Origin of the sequence: Chryseobacterium echinoideorum (genome assembly GCF_007474535.1) — a bacterium.
Classification (GTDB): domain Bacteria; phylum Bacteroidota; class Bacteroidia; order Flavobacteriales; family Weeksellaceae; genus Chryseobacterium; species Chryseobacterium echinoideorum.
Genome location: NZ_VKNW01000004.1, coordinates 154,198 through 176,401, shown reverse-complemented (window position 1 = coordinate 176,401; position 22,204 = coordinate 154,198). Strand labels below are relative to the sequence as shown.

Below are 22,204 nucleotides of genomic sequence, written 5' to 3'. Positions count from 1 at the left end.
AAATTTGGGGTTCAAAGCGCCAAAAAAGTTCTTTATCTAAAAAATGACTTTTTTCAGCGTCAAATTTTGTGCTGTATAACTCCAAACTTGAAGTTAAGGAAGGCAAAAATAAGGTTTCAAACCTCAAAAATGGACTTTTGAACTCAAAGGGTTCAAAATATTAAGTACTTGAAATAATCGGTGCTTTGATTTATAACCAATAGCTTACTCAATAGGCTTAGGCGTAACCTGTGTATGGAATGTAACAATAGCCTATCGAGAGATTTATAATTTATTAAAAAAACAAATAATCTCAAAATGAAATATTTATGAAGAATCTAAACGATTTAAAGCAGAAAGGAAGTACCTTTCTCAGAAAAGCCGCCCTGCTTTTGGCTTTGGCAGGAAGCATTACTGCTTTCTCCCAGGATGCGGCAGTAGCCCCCACCAATGGCTACGCTGATAACTCACTATTTCCAGCCGAAGTTTTTAAAATCCCATGGATAACGGGCGGTGGTAATGGTATCGGTGGTAGTGCCGTTCATTTTGGTACGGTAACGCCCACCGTAACTGGAACAGGAAACGGAACCTGGACTAACCTAGGTAATATAATCAACAGTGGTCTTACAGATTTTGCCACAAACACAGTGGCTGTTCCCACAACACTTGGTACACTATATACCACTAGTCCAGTTAGTGTAAGTGATGGCAATACCTACAATACCACACCATTTACAGGGTATCGTGTGGGAGTAAAGGTAAGCAGAAGCACCACCGGTGCTACCGCTGCTAGCTTAGGTAATATTATTATAAAGACGTATTTGGGAGCCAATCCTGTAGAAACCAGCCCTGCTTTTGGGTGGGCGCTGACAGGAACTACAGATGTAGGTTTTTTTGTCCAACAACCATTTGACAGGGTGGAGATTATTCTTTCTTCAACAGGCTCAGGTTTTGGTGGTGGTACACTGCTCCAAAATATACAACAGATTTACCTGCAGCGCTACACCCGTACCGGTGGCGGTTATGATACCGTCGGCGACAAAGTTTCCACCTGCAACGCTCAGATACCGCTTACAGGTAGGGGAGTAACAGCAGGAGGATATGCAGCAGTCGCAATACCGGTACCACCGTTCATTGTTCTAATTCCTGCAGCTTCTTGGCCTACTTTGGTACCTAATCTGGAAGACGAAGACCCTGTAAGCCACGGTACGATTCCTTTTATCAGTCTTGGCTTGGCAACTTATAGGGGTACCTTAAAAGATGAGGGTGTAATTTACCCAGCCGGTACTTTTGGTGGCGGTGTTTACCAGCTGAACGCCGTATCCGGAGGAGTAAATGTGACAAAAAGGCTCAGGTTCTATTTAGATGGTGTTCAGCAAGGTTCAGATGTAGTGAATGAAGAATTTCTAAGTGCCTCTGCCAGTGGCGGTCTTCTGACAGTAGGTGCAGTTTCTGACCTTCCGTTTGATGCCATAGAATTTGAAATTCAGATGAATGTAACAGCAGCTGTTGGCGCACTAGAGATTTATTACCCTATCGTTCAGCGTTTTTGTGATGCTGTCATTACGTGTGGTGCACCAGTAAGTCTTATTGCCGGAGAGATTAGCCCAAATGGTGTACAAAACCACCCAGTCTATACAAGAGCCCTTGGTACCAGTATACTTACTGCTTCTCTTGGAAACCCGGGTATTACCAACGTACAAAATGTGATAGACACAAATTTGAATAGTTATGCAGAAATAGGTGCTGCCACAGGTGCATCGCTATTTTCTAACTATGGTATCTCGGTTATTTCGCGACAAAAATTGAATCCTGGTGACCCGGATAATACTACTAACCGTGGTTACCCGGATGGTACTTTTGCCGGTTTCGAAATTCAGGACGACAGTTTTGCAACAGCAAGTGCTGGTAAGAATTTCATCATCAGTACTTATAAAAATGGAATAGAAGTAGATAGATATAGCACCACAAATGTATTAGCAGCTAATCTCTTCACGCCCAATAATGGAAAATATATTATAGGCTTTAAAAGCCCCGCTTTTGACGAGGTAAGAATTACTGTAGAACTGATAGCGGGTGCGTCTGCTGGCTCCAGTACAAAAGTTTACCGTGCTGTAATAGAAACGTTTTGTGTAGTACCTGCTCAGGCTTGTAATACTGTTACAAATCTTAAAAGACCAGTTTATCCTGTATTTATAGATGCTGCAAACACAGGCGTAGAAGGTGTAGCGACAGGGAATACTTATTTTGAGGATTTGGACAATCTTGTAGCAAATACCAATCAGCCAGCTAAATTGTATACTGCCATAGGTGGCATAACCAATGCTTCGGTAGCGGTACAAGATGGTAGTAAAGCAATTGGTGTCCCGGGAGATGCTACTTATGAGTTGTATCCTGCTGGTACTTTTGCCGGTTTTGACGTAGCTTTTCCTACACTTGTTGCAGCAGAATTGGCAGGTAGTACTATAACTATTTCAACTTTAAATGCAGACGGAACAGTTGCAGACTCAGCTGTGATGAATTCAAGTTTCTTCGGTTTACATACATCTATTCTTAATGGGACTGCTAATCGTCAGATATTAGGTTTTGCTTCTGATGCTCCATTTACAGGTGTTAAGCTTACGGTAAATAAAGCTGCAAGTACCAGTGCAGGTGTTTTGGAAATCTATTCGGCAGTTATTGAAAGATTCTGTGCAACGCCTGTTATTAAGTGTGATGAGATAGAAAACATAAGCGTTCCTAAATATCCATTATATGTAAATGGAGAAAGAACTGGGGTTACTGCTTTTATAGATGGCAATAGCTCTATCAGCCTTTCTCAGAATGCCATAGATAATGACCCAAACAGTTATGCAGCAATGCAGCTTGGTGCTAGTGTAGGTTCAGGATTAGGTTTCAGTGTGGCTAATGGCTTTGGCGATTTTCCTAAAGATACTTATATCGGTTTCGATATTAGCACATTAGATATAGCGCAGGCAAGTGCTTTTGAAAGTAATAAAATAGAATTATACAAAGACGGTGGTCTGGTACAGACCAGTACAGGTACCCAGCTTGCCGGCGGATTAAGTACAGCTGCAGTTGTAGGAGGCTTCCAACGTTTGGTAATAGGAACAGTGGCTCACGTACCATTTGATGAGGTGCGTTATGTGATAACCCGTGCTGCGGGTGCTTCTGCTGGTGAGATTAGAATCCACAATGTAGTAGCAAGAGATTTCAGCCCTACTTCTTCTACTACATGTCCGTTAGTTTTACAATGTGATGGTACTTATGTACTTACAGATGGTCCTAATGTAATAACTTCTCCGCGAATCCCTGCGGTAATAGAATATGCCAATACAGGATATGAAGGTTTGGCATCTGCAGGATATGGTATTGATAATGTATGGAATGCGGTAAGCTCAGACCCATCAGATTTTGCAACGATACATTTGCCTGCATCAGGAGCCGCAATTGGGTCTATCTCTGTAGCTATTCCCAAAGTAACTTTACCGGCAGGCACATTTGCAGGATTTACGGTAGATAAAGCGAACTTTCCTTTTTCCGGTGGATTTTTAACAAATGTTAAGATAACTACATATCTAGATGGACAAGAACAAGAGTTTAAAAACGGTAGTGCACTGGCAGATTTTTCTTTCTTTGGGCAATGGTTTGGTACTCCTGCAAACATCTATACACCAGGTTTCCAAACAACAAAACCGTTTGACGAAGTGAAAATCTCTATCGGAAGTCTTGCCTCATTAGGAGACCAAACATTGAGGGTGTATTCTGCATATATACGTACAGTACCATCAACTACTACCACGCTTCCTGGTGGTGGTACCACAACACCTATTACCTGTATTAATGGCGCTTGCTACAAACCGGGAGCAACCGGCGGTACAGTGTTGGAAACTAAGCATGGGATTACCGCACTAAGCAGAGCCGGGTCGTCTGATAGTGATAACTGGCCAATGGTAAGAAACGGCGCTTGGACAGTTCTGGAATCCAAAGAAAAAGGATTTGTAATCAATAGAGTGGCATTAACAGCAAATCTATCTTCAATTACAAACCCAATAGAAGGGATGATGGTATATGACGAAGAAGCAGATTGCCTGAAAATATATACCATCAAAGACGGTGATACTACAGCAGCTTGGCATTGTTTCAATACACAGGCGTGTCCTGATTAACATTAAATAGAAGATAGCGGGGGTGAGCTAAAATATAAGGTCACCTCCAAATCTTTACAATAACAAAAAATAAAAACTATGAAAAAGTTTACAACAATACTATCAGTATTATTTGCTATGACTGCATTTTCGCAGGTGGCAATAGGCAAAAGTTCTACCACAGCAGGTTCAGCTGTTTCACTCGAGTTCTATGATTCTCCAGACAATGCAAAAGGCATCATAATACCATGGGTATCTACAGTGGCAGACAATCCTGTAACTTATAATTCTACCTCAGGTGCGGGTTACAGAGGTATGCAGGGAACAATTTCCGATGGTACTATTATCTTTGATCTCTCTGATAAAAAAGTAAAATATAGAAAGGCAGGGGTGTGGTTTGATCTTACAGGAAGTCCTACCTTTCCTTTAGTAGTAAAAAATTCATCTAATCAGGATGTTACTTTTACTCAATTCAATAGTATAGATTCTTCAATACAAGATAACAAGAAAGAGTTGGAAAATGCAAAAGCGGCGATAGGAACTAACGGAGTTACAGATACTACTAATGGCATTCTGGTACTCACAGATGCCGATAAAGCAATGGTTTTGCCAAAGGTGGTAAGCCCACATCTCACTATTCAGGATCCTGCGCCGGGAATGATGGTGTATGATACTGCCAAAAGACAGTTAGCAGTGTATAACGGAACGGTCTGGAGCTTTTGGAAGCCTTGATATTGAGTTAGTTATTTCTTCAACCAGGTGAATTTTTTAATTAAAAGTCAGTTTTCAGTCACAATATTCAAAATAAGCATTCTTTTGTCATCCGTTGGAATCTATATGATTTTATTTTAGAGTTTTTGAGATTCTTTCGGAATGACAAAAATTCTGCTAAGACTAAATTATTACCGATTGTGGGCATTCAAATTTTTTATTATTTCATCATAAGTTTTTTTTTCAGTTTACTCTGGTTGGAGATTTTTTCATCGCTTTCTTTTATTAGTAAAAGGAATTTCATATTACACAAATGGATAAGAAAACACAAAAGCTACAGGACTATATGGACAAATATTTGGAAAAGACATATCTGCAAATTGTTGCAGAATTGGGAGTTCCAATTGCAAAATATGATAATAAAACTTTACATTATGATAAATTCTATAAGTTAGTATTCAAAGATGAAATTACCTTTTTTCTGGAAGATGGTATTGTCTCAGATATCGTTATTACCGAATTTTTTCTTGGGTTTGGTATAAGAAATATATTCTATTTCAAAAACGAAAATCCTGAGTATAAAGTTGCAAAGATATTTAATAGAAAAAAAAATTAAAAACCAAATAATAAAAATATCTGATTTAGAACCTGAACAAAAAAAAATAATAATTGATGTTATGCTTGTAGAATATATAGGAATTATAAACGTAAAATCTTAAATTTTGATAAAATGGAGAAACGTATATTCCACGACGAGAAACCAATATAGTCTTGATAATGGGATAAAACCCCATCAAAAGCGAGAAAATAAATTGACTACCAAATTCAATTGGTAAAACAGTATAACAAATGAAACAAACGATGTAAAAAAATGAATAACAACCAAACAGTTTATTTTTATTCTGTAATATTGATGTTGCTTCAGGTGTTTTTAGCCTTCTCGGGAGCTGTTCTATTCCTGCTAAAACCTACAACTTTCTATCTCCCTTTTTCACTGATATGTTTTATAGGATTTATCTTAGTTTTTTATGCATCTCTAGAGATGAAGACATTTGAATACGAAAATACTATGCAGTTTATATCCATAAAACAGTCTTATTTCTGGAAATTGAACAGAACTATCATTCCTATAGAATTTCCCAATTATAAGTTGATAGGTTTTAGTATAGATAAAATAGTATTCACCACATTACTGGTGCTCGTTGTAAAATCAAAAGAGCAGAAAATCAAAAAAACTGTATTGTAAGATAATAGGACTTAGTAACGAGCAGATTTTTGAGTTGAAACAATCACTCCAATACACACAAGATTATGATGAAAATAGATATTAAAGAAATTCATCTCGGAGTTATAATCCGTCAAGGGGTTATAGAAAATAATATAGAAACATCTCGTATCTGTAATTTTTTTAAGTGTTCTGAGAAAGACATTGAGGAAATGTATGAATCAAAAAGTTTGGATACCGAAATATTGCTACGATGGTCTAAACTTTTAGAATATGATTTTTTCAGGATCTATACACAACATCTTATTTTGTATGCACCACAAGGAAATACACAATCCAAAGATGTATCAGATGAAAAAAAATCTCAACTTCCACAATTCAGAAAAAACGTATATACCAAAGAATTGATAGACTTTATTCTTGAAAGAATAAAAAATGGAGAGATGACAAAGCTTCAGGTAATTAATGAGTATAAAATACCAAAAACAACTTTATACAAATGGATAGAAAAGTACAGTTCAAAGTAAAATTAGTAATACTTTGTAGGAATTTCTGATTATAGAATTGACACAATGGAAAGATTAGATTATAAATATTCAGATGAATAGGTTTTGTGTTTCGAAGATTTTTTTTTTTCGGATTGCTACAAAAATATTTTTTCAAAAGTGATAGTTTGGAATCACATCACCATTTAATTAAAAATACTTACATCATCTGTTAGCAAAAAGTAAGAAAGGAATTTTGTGAGACTTTAAGGAAGAGTTTCGCTTTTATCCATCAGAAACCTAGACATATATTATGTATACCAATTAGTTTGAAAGGCAAATCGTGCTTTTGTTTTTTTAAAACGAATGGTGAAACTTATTAAAATAAAAAAATACTATGGAAAAATTGACCCCAGATTATAAGCGCATTTATTCTGATATTATTAATATAAAATACCCGAATAAGAAAGCAGAATGTCAGATTTTATTAGCAAAATCAAATCTGTCCGTATTTGACATAATAGAACTTAATCGAATAATTTTTGGTAGTACGAAGGAAAAAGATACAGAAAAAGTCAATCAAAAACATCGCTCATATCAAAAATCTGATATTCTAAAAATGCTAAATTATCAGAAAAAAAATAAACTAAATAATTCTCAATTAGCAAGTCATTTTAATCTAAGTAGAAATTCTATAGCCAAATGGAAGAAAATGTTTGTGTAAGTTTTTATTACTCCCACAAATTTTTAAATTGTTTATTTTCAAAGTAAAACGTACAAAATTCTATTTATCAAAAGTCGTATTTAGCGTTCGGAAAGCTATTATTTTATTAGTAACTGTTTTATATTTAATGTTTTCGAAAGGCACTCTATAAGCAAAAAACAAAATGTTTTTTAAGGCAATATTATATTTAAAAAGATTATTTTAAACACCTGCCTGATTTTGAAGATCTGTCAGGTGTTTGTTTAAATGTAAGATTAATTAAGCTGCGAGATTAATCTTACATTTATAATTAATAAGATTTCATGTATTTTACGGTTTCACACGTAAGTCATTACCAACTCTGTACAAACCTCCGCTTGGAAATGCTGCAGGTACAGCGCCGTCCGATCCATAACTTGGTAAACTTTCTATAATTACAGGAGTAAGACTTGCTGAGGTAGCATGTTTTAAAATATGTAAAGGTGCTTGTGGATTGGCTTGTCCAACTCCAAAATTTCCTCCTTGATTGCCGCTGTTCACAACTACTTGAGCTGCAGCAGTAGTATCATTACCGTTGATCACTAACCTGTTGCTTCCAACCACATAAGCTATATTTGATCGCAAAGCACTGGCGCTTTTAAAATCGATATAAACATTATTGTTACTTGCACCTATTTCCACACTACTTCCAGTACCAGAACCATTTTTGAAACTCGCTGCGGCAATCCCTGATGCGGCATCTGCACCTACTACCTGTAACCTGTTTGTTATTGTATTTGAACCGGTACCGATACCCAAATTACCATCCGGATCAAGTCTCATTTTCTCCGCGGCTGTTGTACTTGCTGTGGTGAAAAATCGAAGGTCATTTCTACGGTTTGTACCGTCTCCTAGATAATTGGACATAATTTTTGAGCCGTCACCGTTTGTAAAGCCAGTTGGCGAATAATAATCAAAAAGGTAAGATGCGATCACATCTCCATTCTGTAAAGGTTGCTCACCGCCTTTTGATCCTCTTGAACTTCTAAGATTAATTTGAGCTCCTTTATTACCTACCGTACCAACATATTCCGTTAGCATTATTCCTGAATTTGGCCCCCCGGTAGTTGTTCGTTCTATCTCCAAAGGTCTTCCCGGCGTTGTTGTACCTATTCCCACATTCCCCATTTGATAAATATTCTGTGTGTTAGATATAGCCTGTGTATTGGTAGCTGCATCGTACCAAGGTTCTGTGTTTGCAGCACTAAATTTTTGCCAGATGGCACCATCAAAATAATAGTAACCTTCTGCCGTGATATTTGCTGTTTTGACAGAAGGTGTACCAACAGCTGATGTTGCATATACAATAGCTCCTTTTTGATCTGCAAGATATTGTCCATCTTTTCCTTTAATATCATCACCCGATAGTCTCGGAGCGATAATTCCTTCTGCTGCTGTACTGGGTGTTTTTGCAGAAACGTCTAAAGTTGCTTTCGGAGTTTCGTTGTTAATACCCACCTGTGAGTAAGCCAATGAACTTACTACTAAAGCACCTAAAAGAATAATGTTTTTTTTCATTTTAAAATGGTTTTTGCTTAAATTTTTAAATATTGTTTTTTATAATTTCCGTTTACATTCCTCCCATTTGGAAAGGTGCAACTCGCCTTTGGAGATATTGGTTGGTGATTTCCTTTTCGTGGTTTTTGTTTTTTTTAAAAATATCTTTCAGGTATCTCGTCAAAAACCACCCACCAATGGACGGGAATTTTTATACACCCCTTATCCCAATTTTTAGATCTTAGAACCTCATTTTTGAGATTGGTAACGTAAAAAATGGGGGCTTCAAGCTTCAATGCCGTATCTCAGAACTCCCCATTCCCGAAACACAAAATCGGATATCCGTTATTTTCAGAAAACAAAGAGAAACAACTTACCGAATACAAGCAACATATTAGCAGATATAATTCGGAATTTTGTAGATCATTTTCCTATTGCTAAAACTCATTTTTAACCTTTCCATAATATTTTCTGATGACAATCTTTTTTACGGTTTTATCTTCAAAAAAAAGATACAACACAGTTTTCTTGCCCAGCCAAGTGGTATGGAGAATGTACGTCCAAACTTCTGCAGGATAGTAATTGAAATCCTGACCCATTTCTTCCAAAATTTCTTCCTTGCTCTTTCCTGCCAAATGCTGTAATGTATTCTTCATTATACGTTTGGGTTTGCTATAAAGTATCTTAGATTGTTGAGCCATGTAAAATTTCCTCTAAAATTGGTACAAATGGATCGCTTTTACAATTACTGTAGGTACAGAATCCTGTAATTCGCCTACATAATTCCGAATTATGTAGATGTATTTATTGGATAAGATATCGAATCGGAATGTTGTTATTTATCTTATAATCAATACTTTAGTAATCGAAAGGATATCTTTAAATTAATATAAACTGTTATGAATTTCTTCTCTAGAAATCGGATTGTAATATCCTAATGTTATACATTTGTGGTATTATGAAAACACAAGTACTTCTTTCCTTTGCATTTCTGCTGATCTATTCTCTGTCTTTTGCACAGATCGTCGAGATTCCCAAATCTTATCAGATAAAAATAGGACAATATCAGGAGGAGCTGAAAACCCAGCCGGAAGCAGCACAGAAAAAATTATTGACTCTGATAGACGAAGCCGAAAAAAAAGGGCTCCATCTCGTGAGCATCCGTAGTTATGAAGCCATTACCTATCATTACTCTACAAGAGATGACAGTCAAAATGCACTGAAATATGCAAAATCAGCTGCGGAACTTGCAGAGCAACACAATTATCCCGCAGAAGCTGCGGTGATGTATGGCGTTATCGGGCAGCAATATGGCAGAATGGGGATGGATGATGATGCTAAAGAATATATGCAAAAAGGCATCAACCTCATCAAAAAACCTAAGAATGATGCCGAAAAGCATCATCTGGGAAATCTGTACACCTATCGTCTTTATACAAAAGAAACAGGAAAAGACAGCACACAGATTTATATGAATTATGCCAAACTTGCCCTTGAAACCTATCTTACCATAAAAAATAAGGAGCTGCGCGAAAAGACCAGTGCATTGGGATACGGAAATGTTGGGATGTGTTATATTGATCTGAAGGAGTATGATTCTGCTCTTGTAGCGCTAAACAAGTCACTCATTTTAAATAAGGGAAAGAACATCTACATATCCGGAAATCTGTATTTACAGAAGGGAATACTTTTTCTAAAAAAGAAAGAACTGGATTCGGCTGAGGTCAATCTAAAAAAAAATGAACAAATTTTCTTGGGAAAAGGATTCATCAATGAAGAAAAGGAACTGTACTCCCACTTTATAAAACTGTATGAGCTAAAAGGAGACCTCAATAAACTGAAAGAGTATAAATCTGCTTACCTAGAGCTTGAAAACCGCCAACAGAAATCAAGACTTGGAACCGCCACCGAATTGTTGAAAAATGAAAATAAGGAGAAAAAAACAGTGATTTCCAATTTCTACAAAGTTGCTGTGGGACTTGGTATTGTCATCATCTCATTGCTCATTATATTGGGTATCCAGAGAATAAAGTACAGAAGAGAAAAAGCAGCTTTTGATGCATTTCGGTATAAAAAAATGTCAGAAGAGAAATATTCTGCCGGAGACAATTTAAAAGAAAATAATTCTGAAATCAACGTAACCCCGGAAGAAGTGCCAAAAAATGATGGCCTTAACGAAGAAACCGAAATCAGATTGTTACACGGTCTAGAAAAATTTGAAAAAGCACACGGCTATAACGAAAAAGGAATTTCACTTGGGAAAATTGCATCTCAACTTAATACCAATACCAAATACCTTTCTATCATTATCAAAAATCACAAAGCCGATAATTTCAGCAATTATATCAATACCCTACGCATCAATTATATCATAAATAAAATAGAAAATATTTCGGATTACAGGAAATACAAGCTGAGTTATCTGGCAGAAGAAACGGGTTTTTCATCAGCCAATGCTTTTTCCAAAGTTTTTAAAGATTTCACGGGAGTTTCGCCATCGTCATACATTAACTTACTTAGTAAGGAAAAAGAAAATAACAAGATCATCGCACCATAGAATAGGGCTGCCTAATCAGACAGCCCATTTATTTTTATTTTATACCATATTTGTTCAACTTTGTTGGAGAAATATTTAAATATTAAATCTTATTTACTTACAAAAATTCACTCATCAAACTCGTTGTTTTTCGGGTTTCTAAGTCTATATAGTCAAATCGCTTGTACGAACAAAAGGAACCCATATCCTTATCACCATTAATGAAAATTGCGCCAATAAGAATCACATATTTGCAAGGATAATTGGCTTTACTTACCAATGTTTCAATACGTTCGTTGATGGCTTCATACATTACCTCAGTGGCTTCAAAAATTTGGTTTTCGGCTGATCTTATCCTCTCTTCTTGTTTCAGGAATATTTGTTCGATGGTGTTCATTTGATAATCCAAATCGGTAATGTTTCCTGCTTCAATTTGGTTGTTCAATAATTTGCCTAATGCTCCTTTTGCTGCTCCGCAACAAGCAGAATTTTCGCTTTGCCCAATTCTATGGATTTCACCAATGGTTCCGTCTTTTGTAATCCCGATATGTGGTGCATAAAACACTACAACCGCACCATCTTCCGGAACGTGATGTGCGAAGGCATTCATCCCTGTGATCCCTGCAAACGGATAACCGTTTAAACCACCCATATGAAAAGGGCCTAACATTTCGTATGCTCTTGGCGGATATTGGATGGCATTCACATCATCACAACACATACTGTCGGCGTGCATCAGTAAGTTAGGTTTTAAACCTAATTTGTTTTCGATAACGTCTAATAATTTGTTTATGGTATCTTCTGTTGTTTTAGCGTTGGGATACCATTTTTGTACTGTTTGTAAGTGTAAATTGTTCATCATAATCTGATTTTTTTTATAAAATAATATTGTTTTGAGGTTGAATTGCTGGTGGTAAATCTTTTTCGCCCAGCATTTCTTTTAAATCAACTTCTATATTTCTACTGATCTGTGTAATCGGAATATCGTTTGCACTGCCTTCAAACGGATTTTCGGTGCTTTCGCCTATCTGTTCCAAAACCAAAAATACCCAGCCCAAAATAATGCTGAAAGGAATGGTCAGCCAAACAATATTTTCGCCAAATTTTTCTATTAATTTTGAAAATTCACCAATGAACCCAAACGGCAACAGGATACAAAATAAGTTGGTGAAATAAATATTGATGCTCGAAAACTGGCGTGGATATGGGAAGTTTTTAATACGTTCGCACTTGCCTTGCTGGTCATACAAATCTTTTAATTGAGCTTCCATTGATACATAATTGTAATCGGAAATCACGCCAGTTTCATTCAATTTTTTGAATATGGATGATTGTTGGGCAATGATTTGAGTGGCTCTGTTTTTGGTAGCTAAAATATATTGACGTTCTTCTTCATTTAAAAACGGTTTTAATTCTTCATCCAAACTGCTTTCCCACTCCGGTACTTTATAATAATTGAGATATTCACGATTGTAACTTTTGGTTTTTATATTTTCCCAACTTTTTGTTTCACGAAGTTGAAATCTCAAAGCCGTAAGCCAGGCAAAATGACGGTAAATAATTTCCTGATGAAGTTGATTTTCGAGTGCTTTATCTTCTGAACGGATAAAATCTTTCACCATAATTCCAAAAGCTCTGCTGCTGTTGATGATGGCACCATAAATTTGCCTGGCTTCCCAACTACGGTTGTAGGTTTGGGTATTTTTGAACCCCGAAATGAAAGCGGTTGCCGTACCCAACAATGCCACTGGAACCCACGGAATTGCCAACCATTTTACATCTAAAAAATAGAATAATGCAGTTGGAATAATGCTTAACAAAAGCATTTTGTAAATCTTTGTTCTCGTCCACGGTATAAAATGTAAGAGTTTGTAATGGCTTGATATGTTCATTTATTTATTATTTGAAGAAAATTTACTTAAAAGAATACCCACCAAAATAACGCTGTAAAACTGTCCGGCAATGCCGATAAAAGAAGTGATGAGCTTGGTAACGTGATTATTGGGTGTAATGTCGCCAAAGCCAATGCTGGTAAAGGTTATCGAACAGAAATAAACCAAATCCGTATAGATGGAAGCAGAGGATGAGGTATCAATTCCTTTAAAAGATTGCGGGTTTTGGTACATAAAATACTGCAACATGAAAACGGAAATCTCTATCAATAAAAAATAACCGCAAACAGATGCCGAAATAATATCGGTGTTGATGTATCCTGGTTTTAGCAAGAATCTTAACAATTCTATAAACAGAAAAGCAAAAAATATTACATAATTAATATTCAGCAAAGTAAAATACCACGGAATATCTTTAAAAAACGGTATCCCGATAGGCAACAATAGCACCACCATAAATTGGATATTACGGAACCAATGTCTCCAGCTGTGTTTTCCCGTAAACATAAAAATGCTTCCCAGTCCCAAAACTAACATATTGATGGGCCAGACAACCCGTGTATAAAACTCGAGATCTGTAATAAAAATACCGATAAACAGATGCTGAGCTAGTGCAAAAAGTAATAATTCGTACTTGTATTTTTGAAGAATAGCAATGGTTTTATTCACTTCATTCATTTGTTTTTTTGTTTGATTTTTTTTAATGCCACAGATGCACAGATTTTTGTATCGTTTTTAATCTATGCATCTGTAGCAAAAAATTTTGTGGTAAAACTTTTAGTTTGCCTGTCCAATATCTAACTTTTCAAATTTCCCATCGGCATTTTGGTGGAATTTAAAAAAGACAGGAAAAGTACCCCATTGTCCGGCTTTGAAGTTTCCTTTGATATCCTTTCCGTCGTTTGTTACAGTGTCAATGGTTAAGAAAATTTCTTTTCCGCAGGCTTCTTTAACAAAGCTTTGAAAATTTCGTGGATTTCCGTCATCGGTCATTGTAGCATCGGAAGTAAATAATGAAAGAAAAGTTTTGCTGTCGCCGGTTTGCCATGCATCGAACGCTTTTTTTACAGTTTCGTTTGTCAATTTACTTGTGTCCATTTTGTTGTTTTTTTGAATTATTTTTGTTTCTGATTTCGGTTCTGATTTTAGGATTTTGTTTTGTCCGCAAGCTGTAAACGATGAACAAATCAAGAAGAAAATAATTGTTTTTAATTTCATTTTAGTAATATTTTATGTGCCATAAATGCACTAATAATTAATCTCTTAAGTATTAGTTTTTCAGTGGATGCTGTAGGTAAATGATAACCAGATTTAGCAAAAGAAAAGGTAATTCGATTGCCACACCTTTTAAATCTTTATCTAATAAATGAAGGCAGATGATTAATAAAATGCCTGTTGCCATTAAGAAATTACCATAAACAAACGTTTTTGGAAACAGAATTAAGATGGCTGAAATGATGGTAACCGCTCCGTTTATCATCAGTGCAGTTTTGGAGAAATTCCATTTGCTGAACATTTCTACCATTTCAGGCTTGCCCGAAAGCATTGCATAGCCTTGTTTGAAGCTCATAAAAACGGCTACGAGAATTAAGGCGGAGTTAATAATTTTTAGTATCATAGTTTTTGAATTTTATTGTTTATTATGAGTTGTTTTTATTAGATTAATATCACGGATGCACGAATATTTTTATAAAATCTAAAGCCTTGTTTATTTGCGTTCGTGACTAATTTTATTTTTTTGCCACGATTTTTTTTCTTTTCGCAAGGATACAAAGATGTTTTTATTAAATCTCATTCGTACATCTGTGGTAATTTAATCACCCAAAAACACTTAAATTTTTAGCAATATCTTTTCCTTCATAAGGCGGAAAAACATCCAGTTCCAAATCGGGATTGCCTATCAACATTGCTTTTGTATTGCTCAATGCATCAAAACCTGCTTTACCATAATATTTGCCCATTCCGGCATAACCCACACCGCCAAAAGGCAAGCTGTCTATCCAGCAATGCAGATTGGTTTGGTTGATACAACCACCACCAAAAGAAACCGAATTGATGAAATAATCGATATTCGCCTGATTTTTGCTGAAGAAATATGCCGCCAAAGATTTGGGTTTGCGTTTGATGATTTCTACAATTTCCTTTAAATCGTTATACACCAAAATTGGAAATACCGGACCGAAAATTTCTTGTTGCATCGCCGGATCTTCCCAAGTACTCGGATACAAAATGGTGGGTTCCACATATCTGGCTTTCACATCGTATCTTCCACCCAAAACCACTTTTTCTGGAATAATGTAAGATGCCACTCTTTCGGTATCGTGCTCGCTTATCATCCTTGCAAAATCGGGACTTTGGCTTGGATCTTTGCCATACATTTTAATAGTTGCTTTTTTCAGCTTATCAATAAATTCATCAGCGATATTTTCGTGAACATACACATAACCTGGAGCGATGCACCATTGCCCTGAAATTGCCATATGTGCCCAAAGAATTCGGTCAACTGCAATGTCAAGATTTGCCGTTTCATCTACAACCGTCGGGTTTTGACCACCCAATTCTAAAACGATTGGTGTTAGGTTTTCGGCAGCAGCTCGCATTACCACTTTGCCCACGGCAGAACTTCCTGTAAAGAAGATGAAATCAAAAGGCAACTCCAATAATGCCGTGATTTCCTCTCTTCCTCCGGTAACGATGTTTACGGCTTCCGGTTCAAAATATTTTGGAATTAAATCTTGAAAAAGTGCAGCGACAGTAGGTGTTGTATTGGCTGGTTTCAGAATAACCGGATTTCCTGCCGCCAAAGCAGCAATTGCAGGGTCGAGCAACAATAAAATGGGAGCATTGAAAGGTCCAATAACCAAGGTTACGCCAAAAGGTTCTTTGTAAATAACACCTTTGTTGCCCGTTTCTTCCAAACCGTTTGGGATAGCAACTTGTTCAGGAGCCATGAGTTGTTTCAGGTTTTCCTTGTAATATTTAATATTGCTCAAGGGAACCGTAATTTCAAACAATTGCTCAAATGGCGGTTTATTAAAATCAGTTTTTAATGCCTGGCAAAATACTTTCTGGTTTTCGGCAAGCATTTTTTCCAGTCGGTTGAGCTGGTCTATACGCCATTCGTAGGTTTTAGAAAGATCGGTATAAAAAAACTCTTTTTGTGTGTCGAAAATTGATTGGTATTTGTTCATAATTTTATGTTTTTTGAATTAATTTAGGTTTAAGCAGATCCACCATTTATCCCAATATTTTGTGCAGTAATCCACTATGCTTCATCAGAAATTAAAAATGCAATCATATTTGCAATATCATCTGTTTCGCCAATGCGGTTAAATGCCGGCATTGGTGCTAATCTGCCAATCGGGTTGAGGATTCTCTCATTGTATTGAAAGTGCCTTTTACGTTGATGCTGAAAATCCGGGCGAAATCTTCATCAGTGGTATCTTTAATTGATTTATAAATGGTAATTCCTGCATTATTAATCAATACATCTACTTTTCCAAAATGATCAATGGTAGCACAAAAAAGATGTTTTATTTCTTCCGTTTTGCTTATGTCGGCTTTTATGGCAATTGCTTTTCCTTCGTTATTTATAATTTCGGTTATTACATTATTGGCATCAATTTTTGAAGAGGTATAGTTAATCAACAATGTAGCACCTTTTGAGCGTTTTGGCAATGGTAGCTCCGATATCTTTGGATGAGCCTGCGATGATGCTGTGCTGTGCCGAAAAAACAAAAAGCATCATACTGAATGCTAATGTTTTAAATGGTTTTAAATTCATTTTAATTGAATTATATGCCACCAATGCACGAGTTTTTTCACCTATAAATTTATTATTCGTGCATTGGTGGCATTTAATAACTTAAATTGAAAAGTGTAAAAAGACAACTAAACATTCTTAGCTGCCTTTTTCAGATTATCATTATCTTGTAGTGTAACCACCATTTGCAAAAATGGTTTGTCCGGTAATCCACCATCCATCAGTTACTAAAAACTCTACCAATGGTGCAATGTCTTGAATATTAGTAAGACCTCCTAAAGCCGAAGCCGATTTGTGATATGCAACTGCATCTGCACTTTCCTGTCCGTAGAAGAAAGGAGTATCCATCGGACCAGGAGCAACTGCTGTTACAGAAATTCCACGTTCGCCAAATTCTTTAGAGGCTGCTCTGGTAAAATGTTCTACCGGAGCTTTTGCACCTGCATATGTAGAATATAAACCTGTGTAAGCTGCCAATAGTGAAGTAACTATCGTACAAATTTTGGCATTGTCATTCACTTTTTTACCTGCTTCTTGCAAGAAGAAATAAGCCGCTTAGGAGTTGATGCCAAACATAGTATCATACTCTTCTTCTGTTGTTTCTGCGAAAGGTTTTTTCAATACCATCCCAACAGTGTTGATTGCGATATCTATACCTCCAAATTTCGCAATGGTTTCATCAAAAAACTTGGTAATGTTTTCTACTTTGGTTAAATCGCCTTGAAACAAAAATGCTTCTGCACCCAAAGCTTGCACTTCTGCTAAGGTTTTTTCGCTTTCAGCTCTTGAACCTTCACTGTTATAGTGTATTGCCAATTTTGCACCTTTTGCTGCAAAATCTCTGCTTAATAATCCGCCTAGGTTTTTACCACCTCCCGCAATTAGAACTACTTTTCCTTTTACATCGTGTTTACTCATTTGTATAAATTTTTAAATGTTATTCTACAAAAATCAACAATGAAAGTCATATTTGTATGATGAAGTTTTGATTAGGTGTTAGAATTTCGGAAATTCTCTTTTAAAAAATAAATATAAAATACATTATAATTGTTGCTTTGTGGCTACATCATTGAACATTAGAAACAAATTGTATTATTGTAAAAATCTGTGAAAAGATTTTCTTATACGATGGTTTTGGAAGTATTAATATACTTAACGAAATTTTCCAGCAGATAATCTTACTGAATTTTCTATTGGTATTAATGTATTTTTTGAACAACTTAAAGTTGGAATTAGTTATTCAGCGGTCTTACCTTGAGTTGTGAATTTTGCATCTAACACAGCAAAATACTTTTTTGCCGAATGATAGAATTTATACATTAATTTGAAATCTAAAAAAGATTGCTTGATCTGCATTTTCTGGATCCCTCTATTCAACACGCCCAAAAATAAACGAGTAAAATAATACGAGTAATTCTCTATCAATTCATTCAAAACTTCAAATTACGTCTTATAGAGTAAAAGGGGATTTTTTTCAAAAAGAATTCGGAAGAAAAAGTATGTTTAATGGTTTGATTTTCAGTTAAATTCAAAAATAAAAAAAGTTCATCGGTAATAATGATTCGATTATTAGAAATAGGAGGGAAGAGGTGTGAAATTTTTAGATTTTCGTACTAAGCCGAAATCTTACAACAAAAATTACGGTTCTCTCCAGCCTTGCTGGTTAGATTTTTCTAAGACGAGTTTGAAATTTGCAAGTTCGGGATTGTCGTGGACTTCATTTGGGGTATAGTATCTTGTGTTTATAACATGGGCATTATTGTTATAACCTTCGATGAAAAATTTCACTTCTTGATAAATCACAGTAGACAATATTTCTTTGGAGCGGAAGTATAGGATTTCATAATCTTGTAAGGATGGATCTTCTACAATGGAATTGGAAAAGGTAACATCTTTGTATTTTCTAAACTATTCGAATCCGAGACTCTAATGTTTCGAGCCCTGTAAGGTTTGAGAATTAGTGTAATGTATTGATTTATATTGTTATATGGTTCGATATTGTGACTAAAGGGACCACTACAAAAACTCGACAAGCCCTTATTTATGGGGCTTTTTTATTTCCAAAAACCACAACGCTGAAATATACGCTTTTAAACGGTAGTGTCTTCTGTAATTTCATAAATGCTGCTTTTCGTTTTTATAATTGTTTTTACAGATTATTAATGTGAAAAGCCTAAATTTAATTTCCGATATATGAAAGTTTTGATCCCTCAATAAACGTTTCCAAAGGCATTTGTTTTGTCGCTGAATTATTAATCAATTCAAAATAATAAACAGAATTTACTTTAAGGCGACGGTCTCTGAAGTTAGTTTTAAACCTCTTTACTTTTATATTGTTATTTCCGTTGATAATTTCTGAGGTTTCACTCAGTTCAATATTATTCACATCAAAGGCTGCTCTCGGATCTTTTTGTAGTTTAAAAAATCTTCTCTGAGTTTTATCCGTATTTTCATCCAAAAATTTCTGCATTTGATAATCGGTAAGGAGCTGTGGATAAATTAGACCCTGTTTCAAAACAGAGGTAATGATTTTATCTTTTTTATCGTAAAAAATTGTTTTGTTGTCAAAAACAATCACATTTTCCTGAAAATTTATTTTTCCGGAAAAACGGTTATAATTTTTCTTTTTGTAATGGTTTTTAAAATGTTCAGTTGCTTTTTTATCATTTGTAATTTCTGTCTTTTGAGCATAAAAAAATAGTGACAGCAAAATACACAATATCATCACACATTTGTTTTTCATAACAATTCAATTACTTTTATGTTTTACTTTTTAACAAATCTTCTAATGCTTTTTTCAAATCCTGAAATTTGAATTCATAGCCTGCTTTCTGTATTTTTTCCGAGGATGCTCTTGAACCTTCAAGTAGTACCTTTGAAAGTTCACCAAAAATTAATTTTAAGACAAAACCGGGAATATTTGGCATAAATAATGGTCTTTTAAGGACATCTGCAATCATTCTTGTGAACATTTTATTGGTTGCATGTTGTGGTGATGAAGCATTAAAAGCTCCTTCCATATCAGGATTTTTTAGGGCAAACTCATAAATACCGCAAATGTCATCAATGTGTATCCAAGGCATGTATTGCTTACCGCTTCCAATGGGCGAACCAAATCCGAATTGTATCGGAGCCATCATTTTATTGAGCGCACCATCATTTTTAGATAAAACAACCGCAGTACGGATTTTCACAACACGCTCTGCAATATTTTCGGCTTTGAAACGGTCTGCAGCATTTTCCCATACAACTACAACATTGCTGAGAAAATCATGTCCTGCAGGATCATTTTCCACAAATATTTTTTCGGAAGTTGTTGTTCCGTAATAATTAATTCCGGATGCGGAAATAAATGATTTTAATCTGATGTTTTTCTGTTTTAAATATTCCAGAATAAGATTTGCAGAGTTTACCCTGCTCTCAATGAGTTCTTTTTTCCGGTCTTCGCTCCATCTTTTTTCAGAAATATTGGCTCCTGCAAGATGGATGATGTGATCTACATTTTCAAAAGCTTTTTCATCTGCAATATTATTTTCCAGATCCCATTCAAACTCGTTTTCAGCCTCTTTTTTCCGGGTAAGAAACCGTATAGAATAGGTGTTTTCCAATTTTTTTGAAAGTGCTTTTGCAATAGCTCCGCTCGCTCCTGTAATGAGTACAATTTCTTTCATTGCAAACTTAATTTTTAACGATTAAGACAAAATCTTCTTCCAGTATTTTGTATCCCTGGTCGTAGATAAATTTGTATTCCGAACCGTTTTTGTAAATTTTTATATTGGTAAAGTAGTTAAAATCAAAACCTAAGCCATCAAGCTTCTTTTTTTGGATTTTTGTTTTCCCTTCTGTATTGATTTCGCTCAAAATTCGGTAGTTTTTGCGCAGTTTATTATTTATGTTGCGCATCAGGTTGGTAGAATCTTTATTTTGTTTGTTATTGTAAGCGTTTCTGCATGCATCGTTACAGAATTTTTTATCAGATCTTCCGATAATTTTTTCGCCGCATTCCATACATTCCATAGTCATTAATTTTTCAATTTGTGTTGATGATTCTTTCTAATTTTAGAAGTTTTCAGTACTTTTTTCAATACTTATTTTAGCTTAAAGATACAAAATATCCATTTGTAAATGTTTGTTATTAAACATTTTTATTGCAAAACACGTGGGGATTTTCAACGTAATCAATGCTAAGATTTTTCTATGGTTGAGAATACTTTTCATTTGCAAAAGGTATTTGACTATGTCGAATCTTCGATTTCACTCATTCATGAACACGATCAGCCTTTGCTGGATGAAGTGTTCATGTGAACGAAGAGTGTTTTCAATTGATATAAATTAATCTTGCGCTCATTGCGCTAAATAAGATAATTATATTTAAAAATATGAAAGATTTTTATTTTTCAGAAAAAAGTCTCACATTTGCGCTATCAATGGGGTGCTGCAATAGCGGCTGAGATGATACCCGGGAAATTTTTCCACACCTGATTCGGATAATGCCGACGTAGGGATTTTTTAGATTTATCATCTCATCATTTAATTTATATAAGTTAATTTGATGCAGGAAATTTTACAACAGACTACATGGCAGGAATGGCTGGGTGTTGTCTTTTCAGTATTTCAGGTGTTATTGGCACGAAAAAACAACTCCAATAACTATATTTTCGGAATTGCCGGAATTTCACTTTCGCTTTATGTCATGTTTTCTGCAAAACTTTATGCAGAGTTTACCTTAAGTCTGTATTATCTCGTGATGAGTATCTACGGATGGCTGTACTGGAAGTTTGGAAAACGGAAAAATGAAACACCCATTTCTGAAACCACTCGTCTGGAAAAACTAATTTCTTCAGGAATTGTAGTAGGAACATTCAGCCTTTTTTGTTTTTTTTTAACGCAGTTTACAGATTCTGATGTTCCGGTCTGGGATTCTCTGGTCAGTGCTTTTGCATGGTCGGGAATGTGGCTGATGGCCCGAAGAAAAGTTGAAAACTGGATTTTACTCAATATGAGCAACATTATTGCAATTCCGCTGCTGATCCATAAAGGTCTTTATTTGTACGCTATTCTAACAGCTTTTTTATTTATTGTCGCTGTTTCTGCTTATCTGGAATGGCGGAAAATTATTAAATCGAAAGTGGTCGTTGTGTAATCTTTAAATGAATAAAAATAATTAAACACAAAGATTTAAAATAAAAACTACAAATTTTAAGAAGCAAAGATTGAGACACGTCG

At 35.4% G+C, this 22,204-nt stretch carries 22 protein-coding genes and 1 pseudogene; 8 read left to right on the top strand and 15 right to left on the bottom strand.

From position 1 onward, the window contains the following. The first annotated feature begins 308 nt into the window (after positions 1-308). From FOL89_RS06785 to FOL89_RS06760, 6 genes are all read left to right on the top strand, one after another. Positions 309-4,148, top strand: coding sequence for a hypothetical protein (locus FOL89_RS06785; RefSeq protein WP_144282065.1), 3,840 nt, complete (start codon positions 309-311; stop codon positions 4,146-4,148). 78 nt (positions 4,149-4,226) lie between these two features. Then, positions 4,227-4,859, top strand: coding sequence for a hypothetical protein (locus FOL89_RS06780; RefSeq protein ID WP_144282064.1), 633 nt, complete (start codon positions 4,227-4,229; stop codon positions 4,857-4,859). Between the two features lie 292 nt (positions 4,860-5,151). Continuing rightward, complete coding sequence (locus tag FOL89_RS06775) at positions 5,152-5,454, top strand: hypothetical protein (RefSeq protein WP_144282063.1); 303 nt, start codon at positions 5,152-5,154, stop codon at positions 5,452-5,454. A 255-nt stretch (positions 5,455-5,709) separates the two neighbouring features. After that, complete coding sequence (locus FOL89_RS06770; RefSeq protein ID WP_144282062.1) at positions 5,710-6,084, top strand: hypothetical protein; 375 nt, start codon at positions 5,710-5,712, stop codon at positions 6,082-6,084. 65 nt (positions 6,085-6,149) lie between these two features. Further along, positions 6,150-6,590 carry a transposase gene (locus FOL89_RS06765; protein WP_394344712.1) on the top strand — a complete coding sequence of 147 codons (441 nt, stop codon included), beginning with the start codon at positions 6,150-6,152 and terminating at the stop codon, positions 6,588-6,590. 355 nt (positions 6,591-6,945) lie between these two features. Beyond that, positions 6,946-7,272: a helix-turn-helix domain-containing protein gene (locus FOL89_RS06760; protein WP_144282061.1), complete on the top strand. Its 327-nt coding sequence runs from the start codon at positions 6,946-6,948 to the stop codon at positions 7,270-7,272. A 309-nt stretch (positions 7,273-7,581) separates the two neighbouring features. Here FOL89_RS06760 and FOL89_RS06755 read toward each other — a convergent pair whose 3' ends face one another. Next, complete coding sequence (locus FOL89_RS06755; RefSeq protein ID WP_144282060.1) at positions 7,582-8,808, bottom strand: hypothetical protein; 1,227 nt, start codon at positions 8,806-8,808, stop codon at positions 7,582-7,584. A 416-nt stretch (positions 8,809-9,224) separates the two neighbouring features. Then, a complete protein-coding gene (locus tag FOL89_RS06750; protein WP_185146933.1) occupies positions 9,225-9,443 on the bottom strand; it encodes a hypothetical protein in 219 nt (72 codons plus the stop codon). A gap of 302 nt (positions 9,444-9,745) precedes the next feature. On the opposite strand from FOL89_RS06750, the gene FOL89_RS06745 reads away from it, so the two are divergent. Beyond that, complete coding sequence (locus FOL89_RS06745; RefSeq protein WP_185146932.1) at positions 9,746-11,344, top strand: helix-turn-helix domain-containing protein; 1,599 nt, start codon at positions 9,746-9,748, stop codon at positions 11,342-11,344. Positions 11,345-11,441: 97 nt separating this feature from the next. On the opposite strand, the gene FOL89_RS06740 is transcribed toward FOL89_RS06745, so the two are convergent. The 13 genes and pseudogenes from FOL89_RS06740 to FOL89_RS06690 all read right to left on the bottom strand — a co-directional run bounded on the left by FOL89_RS06740 (position 11,442) and on the right by FOL89_RS06690 (position 20,995). Further along, positions 11,442-12,185, bottom strand: a complete 744-nt coding sequence (locus FOL89_RS06740) for a hypothetical protein (protein ID WP_228444874.1) — start codon at positions 12,183-12,185, stop codon at positions 11,442-11,444. 13 nt (positions 12,186-12,198) lie between these two features. After that, complete coding sequence (locus FOL89_RS06735) at positions 12,199-13,215, bottom strand: bestrophin family protein (protein WP_144282057.1); 1,017 nt, start codon at positions 13,213-13,215, stop codon at positions 12,199-12,201. Next, positions 13,216-13,893 carry a potassium channel family protein gene (locus FOL89_RS06730; protein WP_144282056.1) on the bottom strand — a complete coding sequence of 226 codons (678 nt, stop codon included), beginning with the start codon at positions 13,891-13,893 and terminating at the stop codon, positions 13,216-13,218. It lies immediately after the preceding gene. 99 nt (positions 13,894-13,992) lie between these two features. Beyond that, positions 13,993-14,313 carry a nuclear transport factor 2-like protein gene (locus tag FOL89_RS06725; protein WP_228444873.1) on the bottom strand — a complete coding sequence of 107 codons (321 nt, stop codon included), beginning with the start codon at positions 14,311-14,313 and terminating at the stop codon, positions 13,993-13,995. Positions 14,314-14,485: 172 nt separating this feature from the next. After that, positions 14,486-14,833: a DoxX family protein gene (locus tag FOL89_RS06720; protein ID WP_144282055.1), complete on the bottom strand. Its 348-nt coding sequence runs from the start codon at positions 14,831-14,833 to the stop codon at positions 14,486-14,488. Positions 14,834-15,032: 199 nt separating this feature from the next. Further along, on the bottom strand, positions 15,033-16,406 hold the full coding sequence (locus FOL89_RS06715; protein ID WP_144282054.1) for an aldehyde dehydrogenase family protein: 1,374 nt from the start codon (positions 16,404-16,406) through the stop codon (positions 15,033-15,035). A 157-nt stretch (positions 16,407-16,563) separates the two neighbouring features. After that, positions 16,564-16,863, bottom strand: coding sequence for an SDR family NAD(P)-dependent oxidoreductase (locus FOL89_RS17690; RefSeq protein ID WP_262710787.1), 300 nt, complete (start codon positions 16,861-16,863; stop codon positions 16,564-16,566). Further along, positions 16,856-16,999, bottom strand: coding sequence for a hypothetical protein (locus FOL89_RS17685; RefSeq protein ID WP_228444871.1), 144 nt, complete (start codon positions 16,997-16,999; stop codon positions 16,856-16,858). Before FOL89_RS17685 ends, FOL89_RS17690 begins: the two co-directional genes overlap by 8 nt. Before the next feature lie 141 nt (positions 17,000-17,140). Further along, positions 17,141-17,896 (bottom strand): annotated as a pseudogene (locus FOL89_RS06705) (SDR family oxidoreductase). A gap of 720 nt (positions 17,897-18,616) precedes the next feature. Continuing rightward, the gene (locus tag FOL89_RS17530) at positions 18,617-18,766 is read right to left on the bottom strand and encodes a hypothetical protein (protein ID WP_185146931.1); all 150 of its coding nucleotides are present in this window, start codon (positions 18,764-18,766) and stop codon (positions 18,617-18,619) included. Between the two features lie 391 nt (positions 18,767-19,157). Beyond that, positions 19,158-19,721: a hypothetical protein gene (locus FOL89_RS06700; RefSeq protein WP_144282053.1), complete on the bottom strand. Its 564-nt coding sequence runs from the start codon at positions 19,719-19,721 to the stop codon at positions 19,158-19,160. Between the two features lie 16 nt (positions 19,722-19,737). Then, on the bottom strand, positions 19,738-20,649 hold the full coding sequence (locus tag FOL89_RS06695; protein ID WP_144282052.1) for a TIGR01777 family oxidoreductase: 912 nt from the start codon (positions 20,647-20,649) through the stop codon (positions 19,738-19,740). Positions 20,650-20,656: 7 nt separating this feature from the next. After that, positions 20,657-20,995 carry a hypothetical protein gene (locus tag FOL89_RS06690; RefSeq protein WP_144282051.1) on the bottom strand — a complete coding sequence of 113 codons (339 nt, stop codon included), beginning with the start codon at positions 20,993-20,995 and terminating at the stop codon, positions 20,657-20,659. A 532-nt stretch (positions 20,996-21,527) separates the two neighbouring features. Between FOL89_RS06690 and pnuC the strand changes: the two genes are divergently transcribed. Continuing rightward, a complete protein-coding gene (gene pnuC / locus FOL89_RS06685) occupies positions 21,528-22,121 on the top strand; it encodes a nicotinamide riboside transporter PnuC (protein ID WP_144282050.1) in 594 nt (197 codons plus the stop codon). Positions 22,122-22,204 lie beyond the last annotated feature (83 nt).

What these genes read in the sequence shown, in the direction of transcription:
- FOL89_RS06785 (WP_144282065.1), top strand. Translation starts at nt 309, where the DNA reads ATGAAGAATCTAAACGATTTAAAGCAGAAAGGAAGTACCTTTCTCAGA.
- FOL89_RS06780 (WP_144282064.1), top strand. Translation starts at nt 4,227, where the DNA reads ATGAAAAAGTTTACAACAATACTATCAGTATTATTTGCTATGACTGCA.
- FOL89_RS06775 (WP_144282063.1), top strand. Translation starts at nt 5,152, where the DNA reads ATGGATAAGAAAACACAAAAGCTACAGGACTATATGGACAAATATTTG.
- FOL89_RS06770 (WP_144282062.1), top strand. Translation starts at nt 5,710, where the DNA reads ATGAATAACAACCAAACAGTTTATTTTTATTCTGTAATATTGATGTTG.
- FOL89_RS06765 (WP_394344712.1), top strand. Translation starts at nt 6,150, where the DNA reads ATGATGAAAATAGATATTAAAGAAATTCATCTCGGAGTTATAATCCGT.
- FOL89_RS06760 (WP_144282061.1), top strand. Translation starts at nt 6,946, where the DNA reads ATGGAAAAATTGACCCCAGATTATAAGCGCATTTATTCTGATATTATT.
- FOL89_RS06755 (WP_144282060.1), bottom strand. Translation starts at nt 8,808, where the DNA reads ATGAAAAAAAACATTATTCTTTTAGGTGCTTTAGTAGTAAGTTCATTG.
- FOL89_RS06750 (WP_185146933.1), bottom strand. Translation starts at nt 9,443, where the DNA reads ATGAAGAATACATTACAGCATTTGGCAGGAAAGAGCAAGGAAGAAATT.
- FOL89_RS06745 (WP_185146932.1), top strand. Translation starts at nt 9,746, where the DNA reads ATGAAAACACAAGTACTTCTTTCCTTTGCATTTCTGCTGATCTATTCT.
- FOL89_RS06740 (WP_228444874.1), bottom strand. Translation starts at nt 12,185, where the DNA reads ATGATGAACAATTTACACTTACAAACAGTACAAAAATGGTATCCCAAC.
- FOL89_RS06735 (WP_144282057.1), bottom strand. Translation starts at nt 13,215, where the DNA reads ATGAACATATCAAGCCATTACAAACTCTTACATTTTATACCGTGGACG.
- FOL89_RS06730 (WP_144282056.1), bottom strand. Translation starts at nt 13,893, where the DNA reads ATGAATGAAGTGAATAAAACCATTGCTATTCTTCAAAAATACAAGTAC.
- FOL89_RS06725 (WP_228444873.1), bottom strand. Translation starts at nt 14,313, where the DNA reads ATGGACACAAGTAAATTGACAAACGAAACTGTAAAAAAAGCGTTCGAT.
- FOL89_RS06720 (WP_144282055.1), bottom strand. Translation starts at nt 14,833, where the DNA reads ATGATACTAAAAATTATTAACTCCGCCTTAATTCTCGTAGCCGTTTTT.
- FOL89_RS06715 (WP_144282054.1), bottom strand. Translation starts at nt 16,406, where the DNA reads ATGAACAAATACCAATCAATTTTCGACACACAAAAAGAGTTTTTTTAT.
- FOL89_RS17685 (WP_228444871.1), bottom strand. Translation starts at nt 16,999, where the DNA reads ATGAATTTAAAACCATTTAAAACATTAGCATTCAGTATGATGCTTTTT.
- FOL89_RS06700 (WP_144282053.1), bottom strand. Translation starts at nt 19,721, where the DNA reads ATGAAAAACAAATGTGTGATGATATTGTGTATTTTGCTGTCACTATTT.
- FOL89_RS06695 (WP_144282052.1), bottom strand. Translation starts at nt 20,649, where the DNA reads ATGAAAGAAATTGTACTCATTACAGGAGCGAGCGGAGCTATTGCAAAA.
- FOL89_RS06690 (WP_144282051.1), bottom strand. Translation starts at nt 20,995, where the DNA reads ATGGAATGTATGGAATGCGGCGAAAAAATTATCGGAAGATCTGATAAA.